The 24,344-nt window shown below is 66.2% G+C and carries 17 protein-coding genes and 3 pseudogenes (1 of these 20 only partly in view); 9 read left to right on the forward strand and 11 right to left on the reverse strand.

Features of this window, described 5'->3' with window-relative positions:
* Positions 1-96: pseudogene (locus tag BN4346_RS49175) on the forward strand (3-hydroxyacyl-CoA dehydrogenase NAD-binding domain-containing protein) (its annotated part extends 138 nt beyond the left edge of the window); the annotation flags it as partial.
* Between the two features lie 156 nt (positions 97-252).
* Here BN4346_RS49175 and BN4346_RS49180 read toward each other — a convergent pair.
* A pseudogene (locus BN4346_RS49180) lies at positions 253-447 on the reverse strand (helix-turn-helix domain-containing protein); the annotation flags it as partial.
* Positions 448-644: 197 nt separating this feature from the next.
* Between BN4346_RS49180 and BN4346_RS41170 the strand changes: the two are divergent.
* Positions 645-2,567: a hypothetical protein gene (locus BN4346_RS41170; protein ID WP_235653684.1), complete on the forward strand. Its 1,923-nt coding sequence runs from the start codon at positions 645-647 to the stop codon at positions 2,565-2,567.
* A 15-nt stretch (positions 2,568-2,582) separates the two neighbouring features.
* Here BN4346_RS41170 and BN4346_RS41175 read toward each other — a convergent pair whose 3' ends face one another.
* The gene (locus tag BN4346_RS41175) at positions 2,583-3,065 is read right to left on the reverse strand and encodes a nucleoside deaminase (protein ID WP_067975286.1); all 483 of its coding nucleotides are present in this window, start codon (positions 3,063-3,065) and stop codon (positions 2,583-2,585) included.
* A 108-nt stretch (positions 3,066-3,173) separates the two neighbouring features.
* Here BN4346_RS41175 and BN4346_RS41180 point away from each other — a divergent pair, with 108 nt between their 5' ends.
* Positions 3,174-4,541: an FAD-binding oxidoreductase gene (locus BN4346_RS41180; protein WP_067975388.1), complete on the forward strand. Its 1,368-nt coding sequence runs from the start codon at positions 3,174-3,176 to the stop codon at positions 4,539-4,541.
* Position 4,542: 1 nt separating this feature from the next.
* Here the strand turns inward: BN4346_RS41180 and BN4346_RS41185 are convergent, their stop codons facing one another.
* From BN4346_RS41185 to BN4346_RS41200, 4 genes are read right to left on the reverse strand one after another with little or no spacing between them, the layout of a single operon-like run.
* Positions 4,543-5,343, reverse strand: a complete 801-nt coding sequence (locus BN4346_RS41185) for a TetR/AcrR family transcriptional regulator (protein ID WP_067975391.1) — start codon at positions 5,341-5,343, stop codon at positions 4,543-4,545.
* Between the two features lie 14 nt (positions 5,344-5,357).
* Entirely contained in the window at positions 5,358-5,798 is a 441-nt protein-coding gene (locus BN4346_RS41190; protein ID WP_067975289.1) for a hypothetical protein, read from the reverse strand.
* Complete coding sequence (locus tag BN4346_RS41195) at positions 5,795-8,674, reverse strand: MMPL/RND family transporter (protein ID WP_067975292.1); 2,880 nt, start codon at positions 8,672-8,674, stop codon at positions 5,795-5,797. Before BN4346_RS41195 ends, BN4346_RS41190 begins: the two co-directional genes overlap by 4 nt.
* Positions 8,671-9,132 (reverse strand): MmpS family transport accessory protein, encoded by a 462-nt coding sequence (locus tag BN4346_RS41200; protein ID WP_067975295.1) that lies wholly within the window; start codon positions 9,130-9,132, stop codon positions 8,671-8,673. Before BN4346_RS41200 ends, BN4346_RS41195 begins: the two co-directional genes overlap by 4 nt.
* Before the next feature lie 175 nt (positions 9,133-9,307).
* Here BN4346_RS41200 and BN4346_RS41205 point away from each other — a divergent pair, with 175 nt between their 5' ends.
* Both BN4346_RS41205 and BN4346_RS41210 read left to right on the forward strand, forming a co-directional pair.
* Positions 9,308-10,528, forward strand: a complete 1,221-nt coding sequence (locus BN4346_RS41205) for a cytochrome P450 (protein WP_167666234.1) — start codon at positions 9,308-9,310, stop codon at positions 10,526-10,528.
* Complete coding sequence (locus BN4346_RS41210; protein ID WP_067975297.1) at positions 10,528-11,133, forward strand: TetR/AcrR family transcriptional regulator; 606 nt, start codon at positions 10,528-10,530, stop codon at positions 11,131-11,133. Before BN4346_RS41205 ends, BN4346_RS41210 begins: the two co-directional genes overlap by 1 nt.
* A 129-nt stretch (positions 11,134-11,262) precedes the next feature.
* Here BN4346_RS41210 and BN4346_RS41215 read toward each other — a convergent pair whose 3' ends face one another.
* Together BN4346_RS41215 and BN4346_RS41220 are read right to left on the reverse strand one after the other, a co-directional pair.
* Positions 11,263-12,402 carry an acyltransferase family protein gene (locus tag BN4346_RS41215; RefSeq protein WP_067975299.1) on the reverse strand — a complete coding sequence of 380 codons (1,140 nt, stop codon included), beginning with the start codon at positions 12,400-12,402 and terminating at the stop codon, positions 11,263-11,265.
* On the reverse strand, positions 12,399-14,048 hold the full coding sequence (locus BN4346_RS41220) for a DEAD/DEAH box helicase (RefSeq protein ID WP_208863258.1): 1,650 nt from the start codon (positions 14,046-14,048) through the stop codon (positions 12,399-12,401). The genes BN4346_RS41215 and BN4346_RS41220 overlap by 4 nt, the downstream gene beginning before the upstream one ends.
* A gap of 12 nt (positions 14,049-14,060) precedes the next feature.
* Here BN4346_RS41220 and BN4346_RS41225 point away from each other — a divergent pair.
* Positions 14,061-14,489, forward strand: a pseudogene (locus BN4346_RS41225) (LppP/LprE family lipoprotein); the annotation flags it as partial.
* 11 nt (positions 14,490-14,500) lie between these two features.
* Here BN4346_RS41225 and BN4346_RS41230 read toward each other — a convergent pair.
* Positions 14,501-16,405, reverse strand: a complete 1,905-nt coding sequence (locus BN4346_RS41230; protein ID WP_067975399.1) for an MFS transporter — start codon at positions 16,403-16,405, stop codon at positions 14,501-14,503.
* 299 nt (positions 16,406-16,704) lie between these two features.
* Here BN4346_RS41230 and BN4346_RS41235 point away from each other — a divergent pair, with 299 nt between their 5' ends.
* From BN4346_RS41235 to BN4346_RS41245, 3 genes are all read left to right on the forward strand, one after another.
* Complete coding sequence (locus tag BN4346_RS41235; RefSeq protein ID WP_067975302.1) at positions 16,705-17,493, forward strand: hypothetical protein; 789 nt, start codon at positions 16,705-16,707, stop codon at positions 17,491-17,493.
* A gap of 138 nt (positions 17,494-17,631) precedes the next feature.
* Positions 17,632-21,132 (forward strand): multifunctional oxoglutarate decarboxylase/oxoglutarate dehydrogenase thiamine pyrophosphate-binding subunit/dihydrolipoyllysine-residue succinyltransferase subunit, encoded by a 3,501-nt coding sequence (locus BN4346_RS41240; RefSeq protein WP_067975304.1) that lies wholly within the window; start codon positions 17,632-17,634, stop codon positions 21,130-21,132.
* A 163-nt stretch (positions 21,133-21,295) separates the two neighbouring features.
* Positions 21,296-22,120, forward strand: coding sequence for an SDR family NAD(P)-dependent oxidoreductase (locus tag BN4346_RS41245; RefSeq protein WP_067975307.1), 825 nt, complete (start codon positions 21,296-21,298; stop codon positions 22,118-22,120).
* An 87-nt stretch (positions 22,121-22,207) separates the two neighbouring features.
* Here the strand turns inward: BN4346_RS41245 and BN4346_RS41250 are convergent, their stop codons facing one another.
* Together BN4346_RS41250 and BN4346_RS41255 are read right to left on the reverse strand one after the other, a co-directional pair.
* Positions 22,208-23,059, reverse strand: coding sequence for a glycine betaine ABC transporter substrate-binding protein (locus tag BN4346_RS41250; protein WP_096867572.1), 852 nt, complete (start codon positions 23,057-23,059; stop codon positions 22,208-22,210).
* Between the two features lie 8 nt (positions 23,060-23,067).
* Positions 23,068-24,249, reverse strand: a complete 1,182-nt coding sequence (locus BN4346_RS41255; protein ID WP_067975308.1) for an NAD(P)-dependent malic enzyme — start codon at positions 24,247-24,249, stop codon at positions 23,068-23,070.
* Positions 24,250-24,344: the final 95 nt, after the last annotated feature.

The following is a 24,344-nucleotide window of genomic DNA, read 5'->3' on the forward strand; positions in this document are numbered from 1 at the left end:
GGCAAGGTCGCCGAGTGCGACTGGATCGTCGAGGCGGCGGTCGAGCGGCTGGACATCAAGCAGGCGCTTTATGCCCGGCTGGAGGAATTGACGCGTCCTGGCGCGGCGGTGTCGTCCAACACCTCGACCATTCCGCTCGGCCATCTGCTCGATCAGGTGTGCGCCCTCGGTCGACAGCGGCCACAGCCGCCGTACCGTCTCGGCGACGCCGATCAGCCCGGGCCCCAGGGTGTACTTGCGATCGGCCCGGCGCGCTGCCCATCCCGCCTGCTCCAATGCCAGCAGGATCGATGTCACGGTGGCGCGGTTCAGCTCCAACCGCGACGCAATCTGAGCGACCGAACTGGGCTGAGCCTGGGCGGCCAACAATCCCACAATGGCGACCACCCGATCCGTGGGCGGCGAGCCCAGTCGCTTCTCGTCATCTCGCTCGGTGGGCCCGCCCATCGCCCTCCTTGTGTCTGGCCATGCAGAAGATCACCGATGGTACGGGCGCGGGCGCCGACCCTTGTGCTCGCGTCCACCCAGCGGTAGCGTCCCGTCTCATCGTACTTTCAGTTGTCATTCATATGACAAATAGTTGTCATATCTGACCGCAGAGGAGCCCCATGGCCACCGGACGTACTGAAAGAGCAAGCCGCGCCGTGGCTACGGCCGGACTGGCGACGGCCGTGGTGGCCGGCACCGCAGCGATCACGCTCCAACCGGCCCCGCTGGCGCACCCGATACCCGTGACGTTGACGTCGGTGTCGGCGGGCGTACAACAGGCGATCGACAGCCTGTTGGCCGTGATGCAACAGGCCGCGGCCAACGACGCGGCCCTGCCGTTTGCGACACCGGACGGCGTCGCCATGCTGATGACGGGTCTGCAGAATACGAACTACGAATTGCTTATGGCCGGAATCTCAAGGGTCACAGAGCTTTTCGACGGCTGGTTTTTTCAATCGCCCGAAGTGATGGCCGGCGACGCCGCCAATCCTCGGCAATACTTCCAATTCTTCACCCCGGACATCTACTACCACGCGACCGCCGGCCTGGCCCCGGGCGCGACCTACGAACTCACCGGCACACTCGGCGGCGGCACCGAAGCCTTCGCGATCGCCACCGAACAGATCACCGGATCGCAGGCCGTCAGCAAGGAGAGCCTGGAGCTCGGCTCGAACCTGGTGGTCAACCCCGACGGCACGTTCACCGTCTACATCGGCCCCACCGCACCCAGCGGCGCAGTCAACTTCATCGACGACGACAGCGCCACCATCCAGGGGGCCGCGTCCCTGCTGGTCCGCGACGTGCTCGGCGACTGGGGGAAGGGCGCCAGCAACATCAGCATCCACTGCGTGTCCGATTGCCCACCGTTCTTCGCCATCCCCCAGGGCGGGTTGTTTCCCAGCGACGATACGACCGCACCAACGAAGATCACCTCGATCGACGATGCACTGACCACGCTGTTCAGCGCCTTCGCCAAGATCGCCGGGCCGTTCAACACCCAGAACATGGGGCTCGCCCAGATCGCGGGCATCGAGCAACCCGCCAACACCATGAGCCCGCTGGCCACCGAGACGAGCCTGTTCCCCACCGGGCTGCCGAGCGCGGACGTCTCCGCCGGGAATTTCGACCTGGCGCCCGGCGAGGCGCTGATCGTAAAAGTTCCCGAGGTGGACGCCGCCTACAACGGCATCGAGCTGATGAACGTCTACGGCGCGGCGCTCCCCTTCACCTTGTCGCAGACCACCCTCAACAACACCACGGCGTTCCACGCCGCCGACGGCTACACCTATTACGTGGTCAGCGCAACCAACCCCGGCGTGGCGAACTGGTTGGACACCGGCGGCGTGGCCAACGGCGAAATCTTCGCCCGATTCGAAAACCTCGCCGCCGGAACGGATCCGACCGGCATGACGGTGACGACTCAGGTGGTGCCGGTTGCCGATGTGGCCCAGTACCTGCCCGACGACACCCCAACCGTCAGCGCGGCGCAATACGCCGCCGACATGACCCAGCGGGTGCTGACCTACGACTACGCCCTGGACGCCTCCCGGATGCAGGCACAACCCGCCTGGTTGATCCAGGAACTGCTGTTCTCCGGACTCAAGGGGCTCGTCGGTAGTGACAATTTTGCGGCGGTCTTCGGCGAGGAACCGGTCACCCCGCTGGCGATGCGGTTCACCGACGCGCTGAGCCCGAATTGGGATGCCGTGTGGCACGGGATTACCACCGATCCCTTTGGCAGCCTGACCGCGGTGGCCAACAACCTGCCACTGCTGTGGAGCGATATCAGCCTGCCGTTCGAGCTCGCCGCAGCGCAATCCGTGCTGTCGCTGCTGCTGCCCGGGGCATCGGGATCACTGCTCAACGACGCGCTGTTCGACCCGAACAGCGGCATTATCGCCGGGCTGCTCAACGCCCGCGACGACCTGGCCAGCACGGTCCTGACCGCCAACAACGCCTGGCCGACTGAGGTAGGCGATCAGGCCGCCCAGCAGTGGGCGAACATGGACGAGTTGATCCAACAGGCCCCCACCATGGATCTGAGCTCGTGGTTCTCGACGCTGTTCCACGCCGGCTAAGGCGCGAACCGGCCGCTACTGGACGCGGCGCTTGCCGCCGTTTCGATCCCGCCACAGCCGGTAGACCTCAATGGCGTCGTCGCGGGACTCGTGTCGCATGGGCAACCGCCGCCGATTCCAGGGTTTCGCAAACTCGTCGTAGAACGTGTTGAGCTCGAAGTACTTTCGGTCGTCGACGTAATACGGTTCGTAGGCGTCGCGGGTGGTCAGGAAGACGACCTCATCCGGCGAGCAGTAGTACAGCGCACCCAGACACATCGGGCAGGGCAGCGCCAGAATATAGATGGTGGCCCCGGTCAGATGTTCGGTGCCCAAGGCTGTGCAGGCCTGCCGAATGGCGAGGATCTCCGCGTGCGCGGTGGGGTCGTTGGTCTGGGCGACCCGGTTCGGGCTCTCGGCCACAATCGCACCGTCCATGACGATGGCAGTGGCGAAGGGCCGTCCACCCTCCTCGACATTGCGGCGCGCAAGATCAATGGTGTGCTGTGCGTAGTCCATGGCGGCTCCTCGTCTCACAACTCGACGGTGCTCAGCACCGATAAAAACTAACAGTGCCCGGGAAATCCGGTCAACGGCCGATTCGCTCCACCTCCTAGGATGACCTGCGTGAACGCCGACACGCTGAGCCAGCTCATAGCCGATCTCCCCGAGGGCATGGTGGTCACCGATCCGACGATCACCGCGGGCTACCGGCAAGACAACGCCCTGGACCCGTTGGCGGGCCAGCCCCTGGCGGTGGTGCGCCCGCTGCACACCGAAGAAGTGCAGACCGTCATGCGCTGGGCCAGCACCCATCGGGTACCGGTGGTGACTCGCGGCGCGGGCACCGGCCTGTCCGGCGGAGCCACCGCGATCGACGGCGGAATCGTGCTGTGCACCGAGAAGATGCGCGAGATCACCGTTGATCCGGTCACCCGCACCGCGGTGTGCCAGCCGGGCCTGTTCAACGCCGAGGTGAAGAAGGCGGTCGCCGAGCACGGACTCTGGTACCCACCGGACCCGTCGTCGTTCGAGATCTGCAGCATCGGCGGGAACATCGCCACCAACGCCGGCGGCCTGTGCTGTGTCAAGTACGGCGTCACCACCGACTATGTGCTGGGCCTGCAGGTGGTGCTGGCCGACGGCACCGCGGTGCGCCTGGGCGGCCCGCGACTCAAAGACGTCGCGGGGCTCTCGCTGACCAAATTATTCGTCGGCAGCGAAGGCACCCTCGGGGTGGTCACCGAGGTGATCCTGCGACTGTTACCGGCTCAGCCGAAATCGGCTGTGGTGGTAGCCACTTTCGATTCGGTGACCGCCGCGGCCGAGGCGGTGCTCGACGTGTCCGGGCGACTGCGTCCCTCAATGCTGGAGTTCATGGACGCCGCGGCGATCAACGCCGTCGAGGACCAACTGCGCATGGGTCTGGACCGCGAGGCCGCGGCCATGCTGGTGGCGGCCTCCGACGAGCGCGGCCACGCGGGCGCCGAGGATGTCGAGCTGATGGCCCGGGTGTTCACCGAGCACCACGCCAAGGAGGTGTTCTCCACCGACGACCCGGTCGAGGCCGAGGGCTTTGTCGCGGCACGGCGATTCTGCATCCCGGCGGTCGAGGCGAAGGGGCCGTTATTGCTTGAAGACGTCGGGGTGCCGGTGCCGCGGCTGGCGGAGCTGATCACCGGAATCGAGAAGATCGCCGCCGAGCGCCAACTGTTGATCTCGGTGATCGCGCACGCCGGCGACGGCAATACGCACCCGCTGATCGTGCACGACCCGAGTGACCCCGACCATGTGCGGCGCGCCGAGCTCGCCTACGGCCAGATCATGGATCTGGCCCTGGCGCTGGGCGGCACCATCACCGGCGAGCACGGGGTGGGGCGGTTGAAGCGGCCGTGGCTGGCCGACCAGCTGGGACCCGACGTGATGGCATTGAACCAGCGGGTCAAGGCCGCACTCGACCCGCTGAACATCCTGAACCCGGGTTCGGGGATTTAGCTCACATTGCCACGGCAGCAAGGAAATTGGCGGTCAAGTGTTCGCAGATGCTGTCGACGTCGGGCAGCATGAAATCGAGAGCGTCGGGGAATGCCGGCCGCATGAGCATGTGAACGACCATCGGTCCGAGAAGTTGCTGGATCAGCACCAGCAGCGGCTGATCCTTGATGCGTCCGGCGCGGATCTCGCTCTCAAACCAGGCTCCGAGGGTGCCCAACATGCGTGGAGCCGCGTAGCGGGTCAGTGACTGCACCGTGGGACTTGCCGGCCGCGAGTACACCTCCGCCAGCATCGCGGGAGCCACACGCGGTTCCCGGCTCAACACGTCCGCGATCGTGCGGTAAATGCCGTGCACCGTGGTACGGAGATCGTCCGGCACGGCGGCGAGATAGTCTTCGATGTCGCGGATGGGACTGTATTGATCGAATACTGCGCGTAGCAGTTCGTCGCGTCCGCCGAAAACGGCGTGCAAGCTGAACACCGAACAGTCGGCACGTTCGGCAATGATGTCCAGGGTGGTTGCAGCCAAGCCGTTTTCGCTGATCAACTCGGCGGCCGCGGTGAGCGCTCGTACCCGTACCGGGGGCCGGCCGCCGGGGTCGATACCGGCGGCGCGGACCGCAGCGTCGAGAACCCTGCGGGATCCGCCCAGTCTGCGGAGCAGTGTGCTACGGGACATCTGGGCTTCGGCAGCGATCGCGCTGACCGGGACTTCGACGATGTCGCGTTTGAGTGTTTCGGCGGCGCGCACCGCGGCCTCGATCAACTCCGGCGCAACAGTCTCCACGGACTTGGTGGTCATGTCAGCTTGGCCGCTCATTTCAGCACGACGGCATCCGGTAGGCGCGATTTCAATCGCGCGACTCTGCGAAACTGTCCGAGCATGTTCAACGATCCCAGCATAGGAAAGCCCCCAATGAAGGTCCGGAATGAGGGGTGGCCGCCATGGACGTCGAGCTCGTGAAGGCAACCAACGATGTAGAACAAGCCCGCGGAGAAGATGGCAGCGGGTATCGCATACGCCAGTGGGGACCGGGCGTCAGCGACCAGTTCCTGCGCATACTCGAATTCATCGTGCGTCAGTGGTTGACGCTTGCGCACTTTGGCCAGCACCGCTTTGTGGGCTCCGACTTTCTCGCCGACCGCAGCCGGAATCCGATTCTCCAGCCGCCGGACGTAAACGAAGGCGCACCCGGCGAAAACCATTGCCATCACCGCGGCTAAAGCCGTGAGAGCACCCCAGAAGCCGACAATCACCGTTCCCCTCCCCCGTCCTCCCAGAGCAATAACTGGCGCACCGCAGCACGGGATCCGTAGGGCTGCAGCATCTGACTGGCGGGGCGGGGGCGCACCCTCAACGGCCACCAGAACCAGCGGCCCAGCAGTGCTGCGATCGAGGGGGTCATGAACGAGCGCACGATCAGCGTGTCGAACAACAGCCCGAGGGCGATCGTGGTGCCGATCTGGCCCAGGACTCGCAACTCGGCGAACATAAACGACGCCATCGTGGCGGCGAACACCAAACCCGCCGAGGTCACTACCGAGCCGGAGCCGGCCATCGCGCGGATGATGCCGGTTTTGATGCCGGCATGGAGTTCCTCCTTGAAGCGGGATATCAGCAGCAGGTTGTAGTCGGATCCCACAGCCAGCAGCAGAATGACCGCCAGTGCCAACACGATCCAGTACAACTGGATGCCGAAGATGTACTGCCAGATCAATACCGAGAGCCCGAAAGACGCACCCAAAGACAACGCGACGGTGCCGACGATGACCAGTGCGGCGATGACGCTGCCGGTGATGAACATCATCACCAGCAGAATCAGGCTCAGCGCGGCGACGCCGGCAATCATCAGGTCATATTTGGCGCCCTCGGCGATGTCCTTATAGGTGGCCGCGGTGCCGGCGAGGTAGATCTTGGATCCCGCGAGTGGGGTTCCCTTGACCGCATCCCGCGCGGCATGGCGGATCGCGTCGATATGCGCAATGCCTTCCGGTGTTGCCGGATCACCCTCGTGGGTGATGATCATCCGTGCCGCCTTGCCGTCGGGCGACATAAACATCTTCACCCCCCGTAAGAATTCCGGGTTGGTGAAGACCTCCGGCGGCAGATAGAACGAGTCATCGGTCTTGGCCTCGTCGAACGCCTTGCCCATGGCCGTTGCGTTGTCCAGTCCGGCCGCGGCCTGGTCGTTCAATCCGGAACTGGTCGCGTGGTTCGACAGGCTCAGGTCGCGGTTCTTTTCCTGGCTGGCGATCTGGGGAGGGATCAGCGCGAGCAGCTTGGGTTGCAGCGCATCGAGTTTGGCGATGCTGCCCGCGACGTCGTCAAGTTGCGAGGTGAGCACGTCGATTCCGTCGAGCGCGTCGAGCACCGAACGGATCGCCGCGCACGCCGGGATATCGAAACAGTGCGGTTCCCAGTAGAAGTAGCTGCGCAGCGGGCGGATGAAGTCGTCGAAATTGGCGATTTTATTCCGCAGATCCGTCGCGGTAGCCACCGTCTCGGCAAATGCCTTCGCCTGCTCATCGGTGATGGCACCGGATTGCTGTTGCAGTAAGTACTGTTGGCGCAGGATGTCGATCGAATTGTTGATCACCTCAACCTGTTTGAGCATGGTGGCGGCTTGCGACTCCTGGAAGGGCAGGTTGAGGATCTGGGTCGCACTGCCGGCGCTGATCTGGAATGGGATCGACGTGTGATCCAGCGGCGTACCCAGCGGCCGGGTGATCGATTGGACCTGCGCGATGCCGTCGGTATGGAAGATCGCCTTTGCGACGCGTTCGAGCAGGATCATGTTCGTCGGGTTGCGCATGTCGTGGTCGGCTTCGATCATCAGCAGCTCGGGGTTGAGCCTGGCCTGTGAAAAGTGCCGTTCGGCAGCGGCATAGCCGACATTGGCCGGAGCGTCAGCCGGCATGTAAGGGCGGGTGTCATAGCTGGTTTTGTATCCGGGCAAGGCGAGCAAGCCGATCAGCGCGACCGCGATCGTGGCCACCAGGATGGGTCCGGGCCAGCGCACCAGGGCGGTACCGACTCGCCGCCAACCCTGGGTGCTCAGCTCCCGCGCAGGCTCGAACAGGCCGAAGTGCCGGCCGACGGCGAGCATGGCGGGCGCCAACGTCAAGGCCGCGGCGACAGCGACTAGGACTCCGATACCTGCGGGAACACCGAGGGTCTGAAAATACGGAAGCCGAGCAAAGGTCAGGCAGAACACCGCACCGGCAATCGTCAGGCCCGAGCCCAGGATGATGTGTGCGGTGCCGTGATACATCGTGTTGAACGCCGTGACCCGGTCCTGGCCACCGTAGCGAGCCTCGTGGAACCGGCCGAGTAGGAAGATTGCGTAGTCGGTTCCGGCGGCAATCACCAGCAGTGTCAAAAGATTAGTCGAATACGTCGACAGTTTGATGATGCCGGCGTTAGCCAACACGGCGACAACCCCGCGCGAGGCAGTCAACTCGATCATCACCATGAAGATCACCAGGACCGCCGTGGTAATTCGGCGGTACAGCCACAACAGCATCACCAGGATCACGCCGATCGTGATCAAGGTTGTCTTCCAGGTGCCGTGACTGCCGACCTCGAACTGGTCAGTGACCAGCGGTGCCGCGCCGGTGACATACGCCCGCACGCCCGGTGGCGCTGGCGTGTCCTTGACGATGTCGCGCACCGCGTCGACCGACTCGTTGGCCAGCGATTCGCCCTGATTTCCAGCGAGATACACCTGCACCAATGCGGCCTTGCCGTCGGTGCTCTGGGAGCCGGCCGCGGTCAACGGATCTCCCCAGAAGTCCTGAACGTGTTCGACGTGCCGGGTGTCGCGGTTGAGCTTGGCGATCAAACCGTCGTAGTAGTGGTGCGCATCGGCGCCCAATGGCTGATCGCCCTCCAGCACGATCATCGCCGAACTGTCCGAACTGAACTCTTGGAAAACCGCGCCGATGTGTTTGGCGGCCTGCAGCGACGGCGCATCCTGCGGGCTCAGCGACGCGTTGTTGGCTTCGGCCACCTTCTCCAACTGCGGCACAAAGACGTTCGTCACCATGGCGACAGCGAGCCAGAAGAAGACGATCGCGGCGGAGTAGCTCCGCAGCAGGTCCGGGACCCGACGCCAGGACAGCTGCGGGCTCATCCGGACTTGTCCAAGCAGTAGGTGAAGGCGTGCAAGGCATTGACCGTTCTCTCGTCTTTCACGTCGCCGTCGATCGTGATCCGGCAGCCGATCGAATCGCTATCGCCTTGAGCCGCAACATTGGCAGCAACAGCGGGTTTCGTCGTCGTCGCGTCGTAAGACCAGGGCAGCACGGCAGCGTCGGCACGTTGCGGTTGCGCATCCACATCCAAATAGGTGATGGTCGCGACAGTTCCCGGCGGGCCATACACCTCGATGAGCACTCGTTTGGGGTTGAACGGCGCAACGTCGTTGGTGAAACCACTGGGGGTGGACACGACGTCGCGGGACGCGAAAATGCCGTGCAGGCGATACACGGTAAGTCCCGCGACGAACACGACGACCACCGCCGTCAGCAGCTTCCAGTTGTGGCCCAGGTGGCGTACTAATGAGACCTTCTGCCTGTCATGCCTGTTCACGCACGACCACCAATGTGGGGTATCCACTCGCTCCAGGGTTCCGGGCCGACGTGTGACATAGCGGCAAACGTAGACTGCATTACAGTCTCACACAAGTGCTATGTCGGAGGCGATACGGAAATCAGGAAGCCCACCGCCATTGACATATGAGGGCCCGTTGTCGTATCAATGAGACATGACGACCACGATGTCTCATCCGAAATTTGAGCTCGGCAACGCCGACACCTGGCCCAACCCCTGGCCGATGTATGCCGCGCTGCGCGACCACGACCCGGTCCACCACGTGGTCCCGGAGAACGCACCCGACCAGGACTACTACGTGCTGTCCCGCCACGCCGACATCTGGGCGGCCGCCGCCGACCACGAGACGTTCTCCTCCGCACAAGGACTGACCGTCAACTACGGCGAGCTGGAGCTGATCGGCCTGGCCGACACCCCGCCGATGGTGATGACCGATCCGCCGGTACACACCGAGTTTCGCAAGTTGGTGGCCCGCGGTTTCATGCCGCGCCAGGTGGAGGCGCTCGAGCCCAAGGTCCGCGAGTTCGTCGTCGAGCGCCTCGAACGGCTGCAGGCCAACGGCGGCGGTGACATCGTCGGCGAGCTGTTCAAGCCGCTGCCGTCGATGGTGGTCGCGCACTACCTGGGCGTGCCGGAGGAGGACCGCAGCCAATTCGACCGCTGGACCGAGGCGATCGTCGCGGCCACCGTCAGCGAACACGGCGTTGTCTCGGCCGGTGACGCGATCGGCGAGATGATGGGCTACTTCACCGGACTCATCGAACGTCGCCGCACCGAACCCGAGGACGACACGGTCTCGCACCTGGTCGCCGCCGGGATGGGTGCCGATGGTGACATCAAGGGACTGCTGTCGGTGTTGGCGTTCACCTTCACCATGGTGACCGGCGGCAACGACACGACCACCGGAATGCTCGGCGGCTCAGTGCAATTGCTGCAACAACACCCCGATCAGCGTCAGCTGCTGGTGGAGCGGCCCGAGCTGATCCGCGAGGCCGTCGAGGAGTTGCTGCGGTTGACCTCCCCCGTGCAGGGGCTGGCCCGCACCACCACCCGCGACGTCACCGTCGGCGACACCACCATTCCGGCGGACCGCAAGGTGTTGCTGCTCTACGGTTCGGGCAACCGCGACGAACGCCAGTTCGGGCCGGACGCCGCCGAGCTCAATGTGCGACGCAAGCCGCACCAGATCCTCACCTTCAGCTACGGCGCGCACCACTGCATCGGCAACCAGGCGGCCCGGATGCAGGCACGAGTGGCGTTGGAGGAACTGTTGGCCCGCTGCCCGAACTACACGGTCGACGAGTCCGGGATCGTTTGGGCCGGAGGCAGTTACGTGCGGCGTCCGCTGTCGGTTCCCTTCACCGTCGGATCGTGATGGCCGGGCGGGCCTGGCTGTCCGATCAGCGCGGCGAGCTGGCCGCCGAGAAGATTCTCGACGCGGCCGAGAAGCTGTTCGCGCAGCAGGACCCCACCTCGGTGGGCATGAACGAGGTTGCCCGCGCCGCAGGCTGCTCCCGCGCCACGCTGTATCGGTACTTCGAGAGCCGCGACGCGCTGCACAACGCCTACGTGCACCGGTGGGCGAATACGCTCTATCACGAGTTGACCCGGCGACTGGCCGGCATCGACGACCCGGCGGCGCGACTGGTCGCCGGAATCACCGAATCGCTGGCACTGGTGCGCGGCAACCCCGCGCTGGCGTCGTGGTTCACCGAGACCGGACCACCGATCGGTACCGCGATGGCCGCGCAGTCCGACGTCATCACCGTGATGGTCGCGTCGTTCCTGTCCGCATTGGACACCGACGACAACGACACCGTTGCGCAGCGCGCCCGATGGGTGGTGCGGGTGGTGACGTCGATGCTGAGCTTCCCGGGTCGCGACGCCGACGACGAGCGGGAAATGTTGGCGCAGTTCGTGGTACCGGTGGTCGTTGCGCCGGAGCGACTCAGGCCGGCGCCGGTCGGCTCAGAGGAATAGGAGAGTTGCCCGCCTTTGAGCGACAACTGCGGGTGCGTAGATGAGCCCGCTGCGATCTGTCGCTCAAAGGCGGGCAACTGTGCCTATGGGTCCGGCGGGGAATGTGTCCATGGATCCGGCCGGGACGGCTCAACTCCGCACCCGGGTGAGCCGGTGCAGCAGCCAGGACACCGGCACGGTGACCACCATGGTGACCACGAACAGCGCCAGCATCGAGCCGGTGTAAACCGGGGTGTGCAGCACCTCCACCATCACCACCTCCATCAGCACGAGGTGAACCAGGAAGATCTCATAGGAGATCTCCCCCAGCCACACCATCGGCCGGCTCGCCAAAAGGCGCGCGTACCAACCGTGGTTGCCCAACGCCAGCGGCGCCACCATCAGCGCGGCGATCACGGCGTAGAAACCGGCCTTGACCAAGGCCTCGGACAATTTGGCCGGTGACGTGGTGGGCGCCCCGGCGATCGGCGTGGCAGCGATGAGATAGCAGATGAGCGCCAACGGAATCGCCACGAAGCCGTAGCAGCGCACACCCATCGCCTGCAGCACCGTGAGCATCATTCCCGCCACGAACCAGGCCAGATAACCCGGAAGCCACAGTCGGGCACCGTCGGGCAGGAAGTCGCTTGTGTGCACCAGCGTCAACCAGGCCGGCGTGATCGCCGCCGCCGCAGTCAACCCCGCCAGCAGCAGCCCCGGCCGCCACTGCCGGCGGCACAGCCAGACCAATGTCGCATAAGCCAACAGCGGCAGCACCACGTAGAAGGCGACTTCGACTGCGAGGCTCCACATCTGGGTGAGCCCCTGGTGCAGATAACCGAACATGTAATTGTCGGTGTAGATCTGGGTCAGCGTCAGGTTCCGCAGCAGCCCGATCCAGTTGTGGCCGGGGTTCGGGCCGGCGGTGCGGTAGTGGTAGATCACATAGGCCAGCAGCACCGTGACGACGTAGGCGGGCATGATGCGCCGCACCCGGTGCCAGGCGTAGCGGCGCACCGACGGGTCCGGGCGCCCCAATGCGGTGGCCCGCACCCACGGCTGAAACAGCAGAAAACCGGAGAGCACGAAGAAGATCGGCACCCCGATCTCCATCCGGGAACCCAGCAGCCCCGCATAGCCATGGGTGTACTTGCCGGTGGTGTAGGCCGCGTGGGTTCCGACCACCAGGATCGCGGCCACCGCACGCACACCGGTCAGCGACGCGACCCGATCCACTCCGGCAACCTGCTCGAGCCCGCCCTGCGCGACCTCGTCGCGCGGCAGGGTCATTCGGTCCGTTTCCGGTACCCACCCTCGCTGCGACGATCGGGTTTACCAGACGGCCGCTCGCGACGCAGGTTGATCAGCTGGCCCTGAATCCGGGTCTGCTCCAACGCCTTGAGCGTCTTGCCGGACAATTTGGCGGGCAGTTCGACCAGCGAGTGGTCCACCTTGATGCTGATGTTGCCGAAATCGCTGCGGTTCAGACCGCCCTCGTTGGCCAGCGCCCCGACTATCGCTCCCGGATTGACCTTGTGCCGCTTGCCGACCGCGATCCGGTAGCTGGCAAACCCTTCCTTCGGGGGGCCCTTGCGGTCGCCCTTACGGTCGTCGCGGCCGCCGTCGCGATCGGGCTTGGCGCGTTCGCGTCGCTTGTCCGGCGGCGGCTCCACCATCAGGAACGCCTCACCGTCGCGGGACTGCAACGCGAGCGCGGCGGCGATGTCGGCCATCGGCACGTTGTGCTCGCGGCTGTAGTCCTCGACCAGGCGACGGAACAGCTCGATGCCCGACGCACTGAGATGGTTGGTGATCGCGTCGGCGAACTTGGCGACCCGCTGCGCATTGACGTCATCGACGCTGGGCAGCTCGGCCTCGACCAGCTTCTGCCGGGTCACCTTCTCGATCAGCCTGAGCAGATGGCGTTCCCGCGGGTTGACGAACAACAGCGCGGTTCCCGAGCGTCCGGCCCGCCCGGTGCGCCCGATCCGGTGCACATAGGCCTCGGGGTCGTTGGGAATGTCGTAGTTGACGACGTGCGAGATGCGTTCCACGTCCAGTCCGCGGGCGGCGACATCGGTGGCGACCAGGATGTCGATACTGCCGTTCTTCAATGCGGCGATGGTCCGTTCCCGCTGCGCCTGCGCGATGTCACCGTTGATCGCCGCCGCGGAAAATCCTCGCGCGCGGAGCTTTTCGGCAACCTCTTCGGTGGCCTGCTTGGTGCGAACGAAGACGATCATCGCTTCGAAGGGTTCGACTTCGAGCACCCGGGTCAGGGCGTCCATCTTGCGTGGCCCAGCGACCTCGATGTAGCGCTGGGTGATGTTCTCCGCTGTCGTGGTTTTCGCCTTGACGGTGACTTCGACGGGGTCGTGTAGATACCGGCTGGTGATGCGGCGAATGGCCGAGGGCATGGTCGCCGAGAACAGGGCCACCTGCTTGTACTCGGGGGTGCCGGCCAGGATGCGCTCGACATCCTCGGCAAAACCCATCTGCAGCATCTCGTCGGCCTCGTCGAGCACCAGGTAATCCAGGTGCGACAAGTCCAGGCTGCCGCGTTCCAGGTGGTCGATCACCCGGCCCGGAGTTCCGACCACCACCTGTGCGCCACGCTTGAGCCCGGACAGCTGCACGGTGTAGGACGCACCACCGTAGATCGGCAGCACGTTGATCCGGGGCAGATGCGCGCCGTAACGCCCGAATGCCTCGGCGACCTGCAGGGCCAGCTCGCGGGTGGGCGCCAGTACCAGCGCCTGGGTGGCTTTGCTGGTGGTGTCGATCCGCGACAGGATCGGAATGGCGAACGCGGCGGTCTTGCCGGTGCCGGTCTGGGCCAGCCCGACCACGTCGGAACCCTCCAGCAGGGCCGGGATGGTGGCGGCCTGGATCGCCGAGGGCGTCTCATAGCCGACGTCGGCGACAGCCTTCAGCACCGAGGGGTGGATCTGCAGGCCCCGTCCACGTCCGCGACGTCGAGCAGCCCGGCCCCCGCCGACCCGTGCGCGGTCAACCTGGCCGCCCCGGCCATCGCCAAAGCCGTCTCCGAGCTGCCCCACGACCCGCGCAGCAAGCAGCCGTGGAGCCCGGAGCCGTTGGTCGGCAACTACAGCACCTGTGCCGACCTCTCGGCGGTGATCGTCAAGGCCAACACCAACGCCGAACATCCGAGTACCCGGGCGGTGCTGTTTCACCTCGGCGAGTTCCTTCCCCAAGCCGTGCCGGACACTTACGGATTCAGCGGAATCGACCTTGCGCAGTCCACCGGTGACACGGTGGCCCTGCGAAACGCCAGCGGCATACCGGGGTTGGCCGGGGTCGTGAAATTCCACTGGAACGGCACCGGGGTGGAGATCGTCGGCAACACCACCCGGTAGCCGGTCGCGCCTTAGAACCAGCTGTCGCGCCGCGAGTGCCGCCCGTAGGCATCGGTGTCGTCGGGGTCCTCGCGATAGTGCCGATTTCGGCGGGTCGGACTGTTGCCGGTGATTCCGAATTTTGCCAGCACGTCGGGCACCGCAGTCCCATTGGTGAGCGGACGCAGGTGGCGTCCCGGGTCGAGATCAAAGCCGTTGTGGTGCAGTGCTATCGGTACGGGCTCGGCAATCACGGTCGGCACCGGCGGAATCTCGATGGTCAGCGGCTCGGTGGCGGGGTCCTGCGGGCGACGGGCGTGCAGGGTCCTCGGCACGACGGCCGGGATGGGCTCAGTCTGGTCGTCGACTTCAGGTTCGACGCTGCGAAAGTGCCGGGGCAGGCTGACACGTTCGGGGGCTCTGGCGTCCTCGGGGAGGTCCTCGAGATCATCGAAGCCATCGAAATCGTCGAAATCGTCGGGGTCACCGAAATCGTCGGAATCGGGGCCGTCGTCACTCTGCCCGGTCGAGCGGCGGGACGGGTCGATCACATAGCCGACCATGAACAGCGCGGCGACCACGCCGAACAACGCAACGAATGCCGGCAACAAAGTGGCCTCCGACATCGCCGCCGCGAACGGCTCGTGCAGGAACTCGGGCAGCCGCAGGACCGCGGGAGCATGCTCGGAGTGCAGGCCGCCCGGCATCGGCGGCAGGTCGGCGGCGATCCTCGACGTCATGAAGGCGGCCATGCCGGCGCTGCCCAGTACGGCCCCGACCTGGCGCGTCGCGTTGTAGACCCCGGACCCGGCGCCGGCCAGGTGCGGCGGAAGGTTGCGGGTGGCGGTGGCCGCCAGCGGCGACCAGATGAACGCCATGCCGACCCCGATCACCGCGAACGGCAGCACCAGCCGCCAGATGGGGGTGATCGGTGTCATCTCGATGGACAGCCAGGTGAGCCCGATCGCCAGTACCGAGAAGCCGAATCCGACCACCGCTCGGGGATGGGCGCGATCGACGATCTTTCCGACGACCGGGGCCAGCACGCCGCTGGCAATCGCCATCGGGGCGGTCAGCAGCGCAGAGCGGGTGGGTGACATCTCGCACACCGCCTGCGCGTAGAACATCACCGGCAGCACCATCCCGGTGACCGCAAAGCCGACAACGGCCACGCCGAGGTTGGCCAGCCCGAAGTCGAGGTCGCGGAAGATGTGCAGCGGTACCAGCGGCTCGCCGTCGGTGACCGCCTGCCAGTAGACGAAGGCCGCCATGCAGCACAGGCCGCCGAAGATCTGTGCCCAGATCCACGGCGCCCACCCCTGCGACTCGCCTTCCTGCAGGGCGAAGACCAGCAGGAACATCCCGACCCCCGACAGCGCCACGCCGAGGACGTCGAAGCGATGACGGTGCACCGGCAGGTCCGGGATCAGCACGATGGCCAGCACCAGGCCGATGACACCGATGGGGACGTTGACGAAGAAGATCCACTCCCAGCCCAGCCGGTCCACCAGCACGCCACCGGCCAGCGGCCCGATCAGCGTCGCCACCCCGGCGGTCGCGCCCCACACGCTCATGGCCGCGCCGCGCCGTTCCGGAGGAAAGGTACGGGTGATCACCGACAGGGTTTGCGGGGTCAGCAGAGCCGCGCCGACGCCCTGGACCGCCCGGGCGGCGATCAGCATCTCGATGCCCCCAGCCAGACCGCACCACAGCGACGCCGCGGTGAACACCGCCAGCCCGATCAAGTACAGGTTCTTGGGCCCGAACTGGTCACCCAGACGACCGGCGACCAGCAGCGGCACCGCGTAGCCCAGCAAGTAAGCACTGGTCACCCAGATCACCGTGTCGTAGCCGATGTCGAGCGCCGACATAATGCTCGGATTGGCGACGGCCACGATCGTGGAATCCACCAGGATCACGAAGAAGCCGAGCATCATCGCCCACAGCGCGTTCCACGGGTTGACCGGATCAGCCGAGCGCGCCGGACCGGAACGGGCGAAATGCGCGCGTTCCGGGTCGTCGTACGTGCTGCTCAAGCGCCGCCCCTCCCATCGCTGCGCTGTGCTGTTCGGGGCATCAACCCGCCTCACTGCGACGCTACGGACAGATGGTGTCGGGAACAACTCGGATCGCCGTGGCGCTGTTCGCTGCGGGATGGTGATGGCGGCCGTTGAAACGGGTAAATAACACCCAGCGCGTTAGCCTGAAGACCACCCAGTCGAAACGGGAGGCAACCATGGGCATCTTTCGGCGGCGACGGTCGGCGCAGGCTCCGGCGCCGACCTTCGACGAGGAGACACCCACCATGTCGGCCAGGGTGTTGGCGCGGGTCATCGAGCGCAGCGAGCGAGTACAGGGTCCGGCGGTGCGCGCCTACGTGGAGCGCCTGCGGCGCAGCGATCCCGATGCCGACCCGGCCCAGGTCATCGCCAAGCTGGAGAAGCGTTACCTGGCCGCTGCGACGGCCAGCGGCGCCGCGGTGGGCGCCACCGCGGCAGTGCCGGCGATCGGCACCCTGATGGCGCTGTCGGCGGTTGCCGGGGAGACCGCGGTCTTCCTGGAGGCCACCGCATTCTTCGTGCTGTCCGTCGCGGAGGTCCACGGCATTCCCGTGGACAACCGGGATCGGCGCCGCGCGCTGGTGCTGGCGGTGTTGGTGGGTGACCAGGGCAAGGGTGCGCTCGCCGACCTGCTGGGCCCGGGCCGCACCAGCGGGGCGTGGCTTGCCGAAGGTTCTGTGGGTGTCGCCGCGCTGCCGCTCCCGGCGGTCAAGGAGTTGAATTCCCGGTTGCTGCGGTACTTCGTCAAGCGCTTCACCCTGCGCCGCGGGGCGCTGGCGTTCGGCAAGCTGTTGCCGGTGGGCCTGGGGGCTGTGATCGGCGCCATCGGGAACCGGTTGATGGGCAAGAAGATCATCGGCAATGCCCGTAAGGCGTTCGGCACGCCCGCCCGCCGCTGGCCGGTGAACTTGCACTTGGTGCCGGCCCTGCAGGACGGCCCAGGCTCTCCAGCCCACTCCGCATAACCGTCGGCGGGATCGGGGTCGGCGAACAATCGGCCGCGAGCCTGGCGGAATATCTCCGAGGGGCTAGCCTTTATGAGGCAGGCGGGCGCGGGCGCAAGTGCCACGCCGAACGACCAGGAATCGAGGCGAGACGCTGTCGTGAGCGGTATGAGTTCACCCTTCGGTCAGAACGAGTGGCTAGTCGAGGAGATGTACCGCAAATTCCGCGAGGATCCCTCCTCGGTGGATCCGAGCTGGCACGAGTTCCTGGCCGACTACTCCCCCGATGCGCAACCGGCGGCAGTGGTCAAGAATATGTCCACCTCCCTGGAGGTGCCGACGGCGACCAGCGTGCGCGCCGTGCCGGCCAAGCTGATGATCGACAACCGCATCGTCATCAACAACCAGCTCAAGCGGACCCGCGGCGGCAAGATCTCGTTCACCCATCTGCTGGGTTACGCGATCGTGCAGGCGGTCAAGCAGTTTCCCAACATGAATCGGCATTTCGCCGAGGTCGACGGCAAGCCGAACGCCGTCACGCCCGCGCACACCAACCTGGGGCTGGCCATCGACCTGCAGGGTGCCGGCGGGAAGCGTTCCCTGGTGGTGGCTGCCATCAAGGGCTCCGAATCGCTGCGCTTCGCGCAGTTCGTCGACGCCTACGAAGACATCGTGCGTCGGGCCCGGGACGGCAAGCTGACCGCCGAGGACTTCGCCGGCGTGACGATCTCGCTGACCAACCCCGGCACCATCGGCACCGTGCACTCGGTGCCCCGGCTGATGGCCGGGCAGGGCGCGATCATCGGCGTCGGCGCGATGGAATACCCCGCCGAGTTCCAGGGCGCCAGCGAGCAGCGCATTGCCGAACTCGGTGTCGGCAAGGTGATCACCCTCACCTCGACCTACGACCACCGCATCATCCAGGGCGCCGAATCGGGCGACTTCCTGCGCACCGTGCACGAGATGCTGCTGTCGGACGCGTTCTGGGACGAGATCTTCTTCGAGCTGTCCATCCCCTACGAGCCGGTGCGGTGGCGCACGGACAACCCGGACTCGGTCGTCGACAAGAACGCTCGCGTCGTCGAGCTGATCGCCGCCTACCGCAACCGCGGCCACCTGATGGCCGACATCGACCCGCTGCGCCTGGACAACACCCGATTCCGCAGCCACCCCGACCTGGACGTGCAGAGCCACGGCCTGACGTTGTGGGACCTGGACCGGGAATTCAAAGTCAACGGCCTGCCCGGCGGCGCCACCCGCAAGCTGCGCGAGATCCTGTCGGTGCTGCGCGACGCCTACTGCCGCCACGTCGGCGTGGAGTACACCCACATCCTCGAGCCCGAGCAGCAGCAGTGGCTGCAGGAGCGCATCGAGGTCAAGCACGTCAAACCGACTGTGGCGCAGCAGAAGTACATTCTGAGCAAGCTCAACGCCGCCGAGGCGTTCGAAAGCTTCCTGCAGACCAAGTACGTCGGCCAGAAGCGGTTCTCCCTGGAGGGCGCCGAGACCGTCATCCCGATGATGGACGCCGCCATCGACCAGTGCGCCGAACACGGCCTCGACGAGGTTGTCATCGGGATGCCGCACCGCGGCCGGCTCAACGTGTTGGCCAACATCGTCGGCAAGCCCTACTCGCAGATCTTCACCGAGTTCGAGGGCAACCTGAACCCGGCCGAGGCGCACGGCTCCGGCGACGTCAAGTACCACCTGGGTGCCACCGGGGTGTACCTACAGATGTTCGGCGACAATGACATTCAGGTGTCGCTGACCGCCAACCCGTCACACCTGGAGGCCGTCGACCCGGTGCTCGAGGGCCTGGTCCGGTCCCGCCAGGACCTGCTGGGTCGGGGCGCCCTGGGCACCGACGAAGACCCGCCGTTCTCGGTGGTGCCGATGATGCTGCACGGCGACGCCGCGTTCGCCGGCCAGGGTGTGGTGGCCGAGACGCTGAACATGGCGCTGCTGCCGGGCTACCGGGTCGGCGGCACCATCCACATCGTGGTCAACAACCAGATCGGTTTCACCACAGCGCCGGATTACTCGCGTTCCAGCGAGTACTGCACCGACGTGGCCAAGATGATCGGTGCGCCGATCTTCCACGTCAACGGCGACGACCCGGAGGCGTGCGACTGGGTGGCCCGGTTGGCGGTGGACTTCCGGCAGAAGTTCCACAAGGACGTCATCATCGACATGCTGTGCTACCGCCGTCGCGGGCACAACGAGGGCGACGACCCGTCGATGACCAATCCGTACATGTACGACGTGATCGGCACCAAGAGCGGCGTCCGCAAGAGCTACACCGAAGACCTGATCGGCCGCGGCGACATCTCGATGAAGGAGGCCGAGGACGCACTGCGCGACTACCACGGCCAGCTGGAGCGGGTGTTCAACGAGATCCGCGAACTGGAGAAGCATGCCGCGCTGCCCAGCGAGTCGGTGGAGTCCGAGCAGCAAGTGCCGCGCGGCCTGAACACCGCGGTCGACAAGGCGATGCTGGCCCGCATCGGCGATGCATTCATGGCGATCCCCGAGGGCTTCACCGTGCATCCGCGCGTACTTCCGGTGCTGGAGCGACGCCGCGAGATGGCGTACGAGGGCAAGGTGGACTGGGCGTTCGGCGAGCTGCTGGCACTGGGCTCGCTGGTCGCCGAAGGCAAGCTGATCCGGTTGTCCGGGCAGGACACCCGCCGAGGCACCTTCTCGCAGCGCCACTCGATAATCATCGACCAGGCCAACGGCGCGGAGTTCAGCCCGTTGCAGCTGCTGGCCACCAACGCCGACGGCACCCCGACCGGCGGCAAGTTCCTGGTCTACGACTCACCACTGTCCGAATATGCCGCGGTTGGGTTCGAGTACGGCTACACCGTCGGCAACCCGGACGCACTGGTGTTGTGGGAGGCGCAGTTCGGCGACTTCGTCAACGGCGCCCAGTCGATCATCGACGAGTTCATCAGCTCCGGCGAGGCCAAGTGGGGCCAGCTGTCCAACGTGGTGCTGCTGCTGCCGCACGGCCATGAGGGCCAGGGCCCCGACCACACCTCCGGGCGCATCGAGCGGTTCCTGCAGCTGTGGGCGGAGGGCTCGATGACGATCGCGATGCCCTCGACCCCGTCGAACTACTTCCACCTGTTGCGCCGCCATGCCCTCGACGGGATCCAGCGGCCGCTGATCGTGTTCACCCCGAAGTCGATGCTGCGCAACAAGGCGGCGATCAGCGACGTCAAGGACTTCACCGACGTCAAGTTCCGCTCGGTGCTCGAAGAACCCACCTACGAAGACGGCGTGGGCGACCGCAGCAAGGTCACCCGGGTGTTGCTGACCAGCGGCAAGCTCTATTACGAGCTGGTCGCGCGGAAGGCCAAGGACGGCCGTGACGACATCGCGATCGTGCGGATCGAACAGCTGGCCCCGCTGCCCAAACGCCGCCTCGCCGAGACCCTGGACCGCTACCCGAACGCGACAGAGTTCTTCTGGGTGCAGGAGGAGCCGGCCAACCAGGGGGCGTGGCCGCGGTTCGGGCTGGAGCTGCCGGAGCTGTTGCCGGAGAAGCTGACCGGGGTCAAGCGGATCTCGCGCCGCGCCATGTCGGCGCCGTCATCGGGGTCGTCGAAGGTGCATGCGGTCGAGCAGCAGGAGATCATCGACTCGGCATTCGGCTAACCGCTGGCGCGCTGAGGGGTACCCCCCAGCGCGCGAGGGGGCATGTCTGCACACGACACGCCGCGTCGAGCTGAGCAACTACGCACGCTCGCCGAGGGCAGTTAATCCGGTACCGACGGTACCGGATAAGCTCGGGTGTTCCACCGACCGTTGGGGAGAGCACATGCAGGGATTCGCCGGGAAAGTCGCCGTCGTCACCGGTGCCGGTTCGGGTATCGGTCAAGCGCTGGCCATCGAGCTAGCCCGCGCGGGAGCGCAGCTGGCGATCAGCGACGTCGACACCGAGGGGCTCGCCCAAACCGAGCGGCGGCTGACCGCCCTGGGCGTACGGGTCAAGGCCGACCGCCTCGACGTCACCGAGCGGGAAGCGTTCCTCGCCTACGCCGAAGAGGTCAAAGAGCACTTCGGCAAGGTCAACCAGATCTACAACAACGCCGGCATCGCGTTCAGCGGCGACGTCGAGATCAGCCCGTTCAAGGACATCGAACGGGTGATGGACGTCGACTTCTGGGGCGTCGTCAACGGCACCAAGGCCTTCCTGCCGCACCTGATCGAGTCCGGCGACGGGCACGTCATCAACATCTCCAGCCTGTTCGGGCTGCTGTCCATTCCCGGCCAGGCCGCCTACAACGCGGCGAAGTTCGCTGTTCGCGGCTTCACCGAGGCGTTGAACCAGGAGATGGCCATCAACAAGCACCCGGTCAAGGTCACCACGGTGCACCCCGGCGGCATCAAGACCGCGATCGCCCGCAACGCCACCGTCGCCGAAGGGCTGGATGCCGCGGCGTTTGCCGACTTCTTCGACCGGCGGCTGGCCTCGACCAGCGCTGAAGAGGCCGCCCGGGTGATCCTCAACGGGGTCAGCAAGAACCGGGCCCGGGTGCTCATCGGAAACGACGCGCGGGTTCTCGACCTGCTGGTGCGTGTCCTGGGCTCCCGGTACCAGCGCCTGTTCTCGCTCGCCGTCCCCAAACTCAGACCACAGTAGGAATCAGGGGCGCCCAGTGGGACTCTGGCGACGTGACATGGCGTGTCGCGTCGTGAGATTCTCACTCGCGGCGGGCGCACCCCTTCCCTAGCGCCCCAACGGGTGCTCGTCCAGGAAAGCGTCCACCACAACCTGCGGGTCGGCACCAGCGGCCACCTGTCGGCGCATGTCGATCAGGGCGTCGGTGTCCAGCACGCCGGCCACCTGATTGATCGCCAGCAGTTGGGCTTCGGTCAACTCATTGCGGCGATACAGCGGCACCACATTCTCGGCGCGCACCAACGCGGGGCGCGCGTCGGTCAGCAGTACCGCGCCCTCCGGTACGTCGGGATCGGCGGTACTGGACCATGCCGCGGTGATCTGGCGGGCCTGCAGCGCAGCGAACAGCGCTGCGTCGTCAGGGAATTCGCGCGGCTTCGCCAGCGTGCACCGGCCCACCGCATTCGGCACCCGCACGCCCGCGACACCGCCGACGGTCAACCCGGCGCAATGCCGCACCAGCGCGGGCAGGTCGGCGGCGCCCCACGCCGTCGCGGTCGCCTTCGTCACCGCCAGCGTGGGTTTGTCCTCAGCGGTCATGGCGTAGTCACCGACCGCCAGGCCCTCCGGCAGCGCGCCGGCCAACGCCCAGTAGACCGCGCGATCGGAGCGCGCCGCGGAATCGCGGGCGAACATCGCCAGGAAGCGGCCGGTGAAACCGGGAACGACAGTCAACTCCCCCGCATCCAGCCCGGCTACCGGGTCGGCGACGGCCTCAAGGCGCACCGCGGCACCGGTACCGCGCAGGGCGCTCGCATACAGATGGCCCAGGACCTGCGACTGCGGATCCGGCGACATTCCCACGCGCACCGGCGGCGGCCCCGGATGGGCACCACAACCGGCAATCAGCACGGCCGCCCAACCGAGCGCCAGGCGGCGCAGGTGATGTCGCCTGGGCACCGTGCGCTCTACGACGCGGAGTCGGCGGCTGCCGCGACGGCCGCCGCGACGGCCGGCTCGACCCGGGGGTCCAGCGGGCTGGGCACGATACGGTCTGGGGCCAGTTCGTCGGCGACGACGGAGAAAATCGCCTCTGCGGCAGCCAACTTCATCTCCTCGGTGATGCGGCGCGCACCGGCGTCCAGCGCACCACGGAACACGCCCGGGAAGGCCAGCACATTGTTGATCTGGTTGGGGAAGTCGCTGCGGCCGGTCGCCACCACCGCCGCGTACTTGGCCGCCAGGTCCGGGTGGATCTCCGGGTCGGGGTTCGACAGTGCGAACACCACCCCACCCGGAGCCATCGACGCGATCAGCTCCTCGGGCACCACCCCGCCGGACGCACCGAGGAAGACGTCGGCACCTTCCAGGGCCTCGGCCAAGCCGCCGGTCAGACCACGCGGATTGGTCCGCTGCGCCAACTCGAGCTTGACGTCGTTCATGCCGGAGCGCTCCGGATGCAGCACGCCCTGCGAATCGAGCACGATCATCTCCGAGATGCCCCGCGAGAGCAGGATGTTCGCGCAGGCCACACCCGCGGCACCGGCACCGGAAACCACCACCCGCAGCGAGGCGATGTCGCGGTCGAGCACCTTGGCCGCACCCAGCAGGGCGGCCAACGCCACGATCGCGGTGCCGTGCTGGTCGTCATGCATCACCGGGCAGTCCAGCGCCTCGATCACCCGCCGCTCGATTTCGAAGCACCGCGGCGCGGAGATGTCCTCCAGATTGACCGCCCCGAACGACGGGCGCAGCCGCACCAGCGTCTCGACGATCTCGTCCGGATCCTTGGTGTCCAACACGATCGGAATGGAGTCCAGGCCGGCGAATGTCTTGAACAGCGCGGCCTTGCCTTCCATCACCGGCAGCGACGCCGTCGGCCCGAGGTCACCCAGCCCGAGCACCGACGTACCGTCGCTGACCACGGCCACCAGGCGGTGCGCCCAGGTGTAGCGGGCCGCCAGCGTGTGGTCCGCGGCGATCGCGCGACTGACCTGCGCCACACCCGGGGTGTAGGCGATCGACAATGCGCGTTGGCTGTCCAGCGGAGTTTTGAGGTCGACGGAGATCTTCCCGCCCGTGTGGGCTTCGAAGATCTCTTCGTCTCCGATGACGATCGGCGAGCTGTTCATCGCAAGGTTCTCGGGCATCGATAGTCCAGGGTACTGCGCTGGTTTTGCATTCATTCGGTCGGCTGGGGCAGCCAATGCATTCCGCGTGCGCAGCTACGCGCTTTCGCTGATGT

The organism is Mycolicibacter icosiumassiliensis, from assembly GCF_900078685.2.
Taxonomy (GTDB): domain Bacteria; phylum Actinomycetota; class Actinomycetes; order Mycobacteriales; family Mycobacteriaceae; genus Mycobacterium; species Mycobacterium icosiumassiliensis.

Coding starts and splice junctions, on each gene's coding strand:
- BN4346_RS41175 (WP_067975286.1), bottom strand. CDS start 3,065: ATGGACTACGCACAGCACACCATTGATCTTGCGCGCCGCAATGTCGAG.
- BN4346_RS41185 (WP_067975391.1), bottom strand. CDS start 5,343: ATGACCACCAAGTCCGTGGAGACTGTTGCGCCGGAGTTGATCGAGGCC.
- BN4346_RS41195 (WP_067975292.1), bottom strand. CDS start 8,674: ATGAGCCCGCAGCTGTCCTGGCGTCGGGTCCCGGACCTGCTGCGGAGC.
- BN4346_RS41205 (WP_167666234.1), top strand. CDS start 9,308: ATGACGACCACGATGTCTCATCCGAAATTTGAGCTCGGCAACGCCGAC.
- BN4346_RS41210 (WP_067975297.1), top strand. CDS start 10,528: ATGGCCGGGCGGGCCTGGCTGTCCGATCAGCGCGGCGAGCTGGCCGCC.
- BN4346_RS41215 (WP_067975299.1), bottom strand. CDS start 12,402: ATGACCCTGCCGCGCGACGAGGTCGCGCAGGGCGGGCTCGAGCAGGTT.
- BN4346_RS41230 (WP_067975399.1), bottom strand. CDS start 16,405: ATGATGCTCGGCTTCTTCGTGATCCTGGTGGATTCCACGATCGTGGCC.
- BN4346_RS41235 (WP_067975302.1), top strand. CDS start 16,705: ATGGGCATCTTTCGGCGGCGACGGTCGGCGCAGGCTCCGGCGCCGACC.
- BN4346_RS41245 (WP_067975307.1), top strand. CDS start 21,296: ATGCAGGGATTCGCCGGGAAAGTCGCCGTCGTCACCGGTGCCGGTTCG.
- BN4346_RS41255 (WP_067975308.1), bottom strand. CDS start 24,249: ATGCCCGAGAACCTTGCGATGAACAGCTCGCCGATCGTCATCGGAGAC.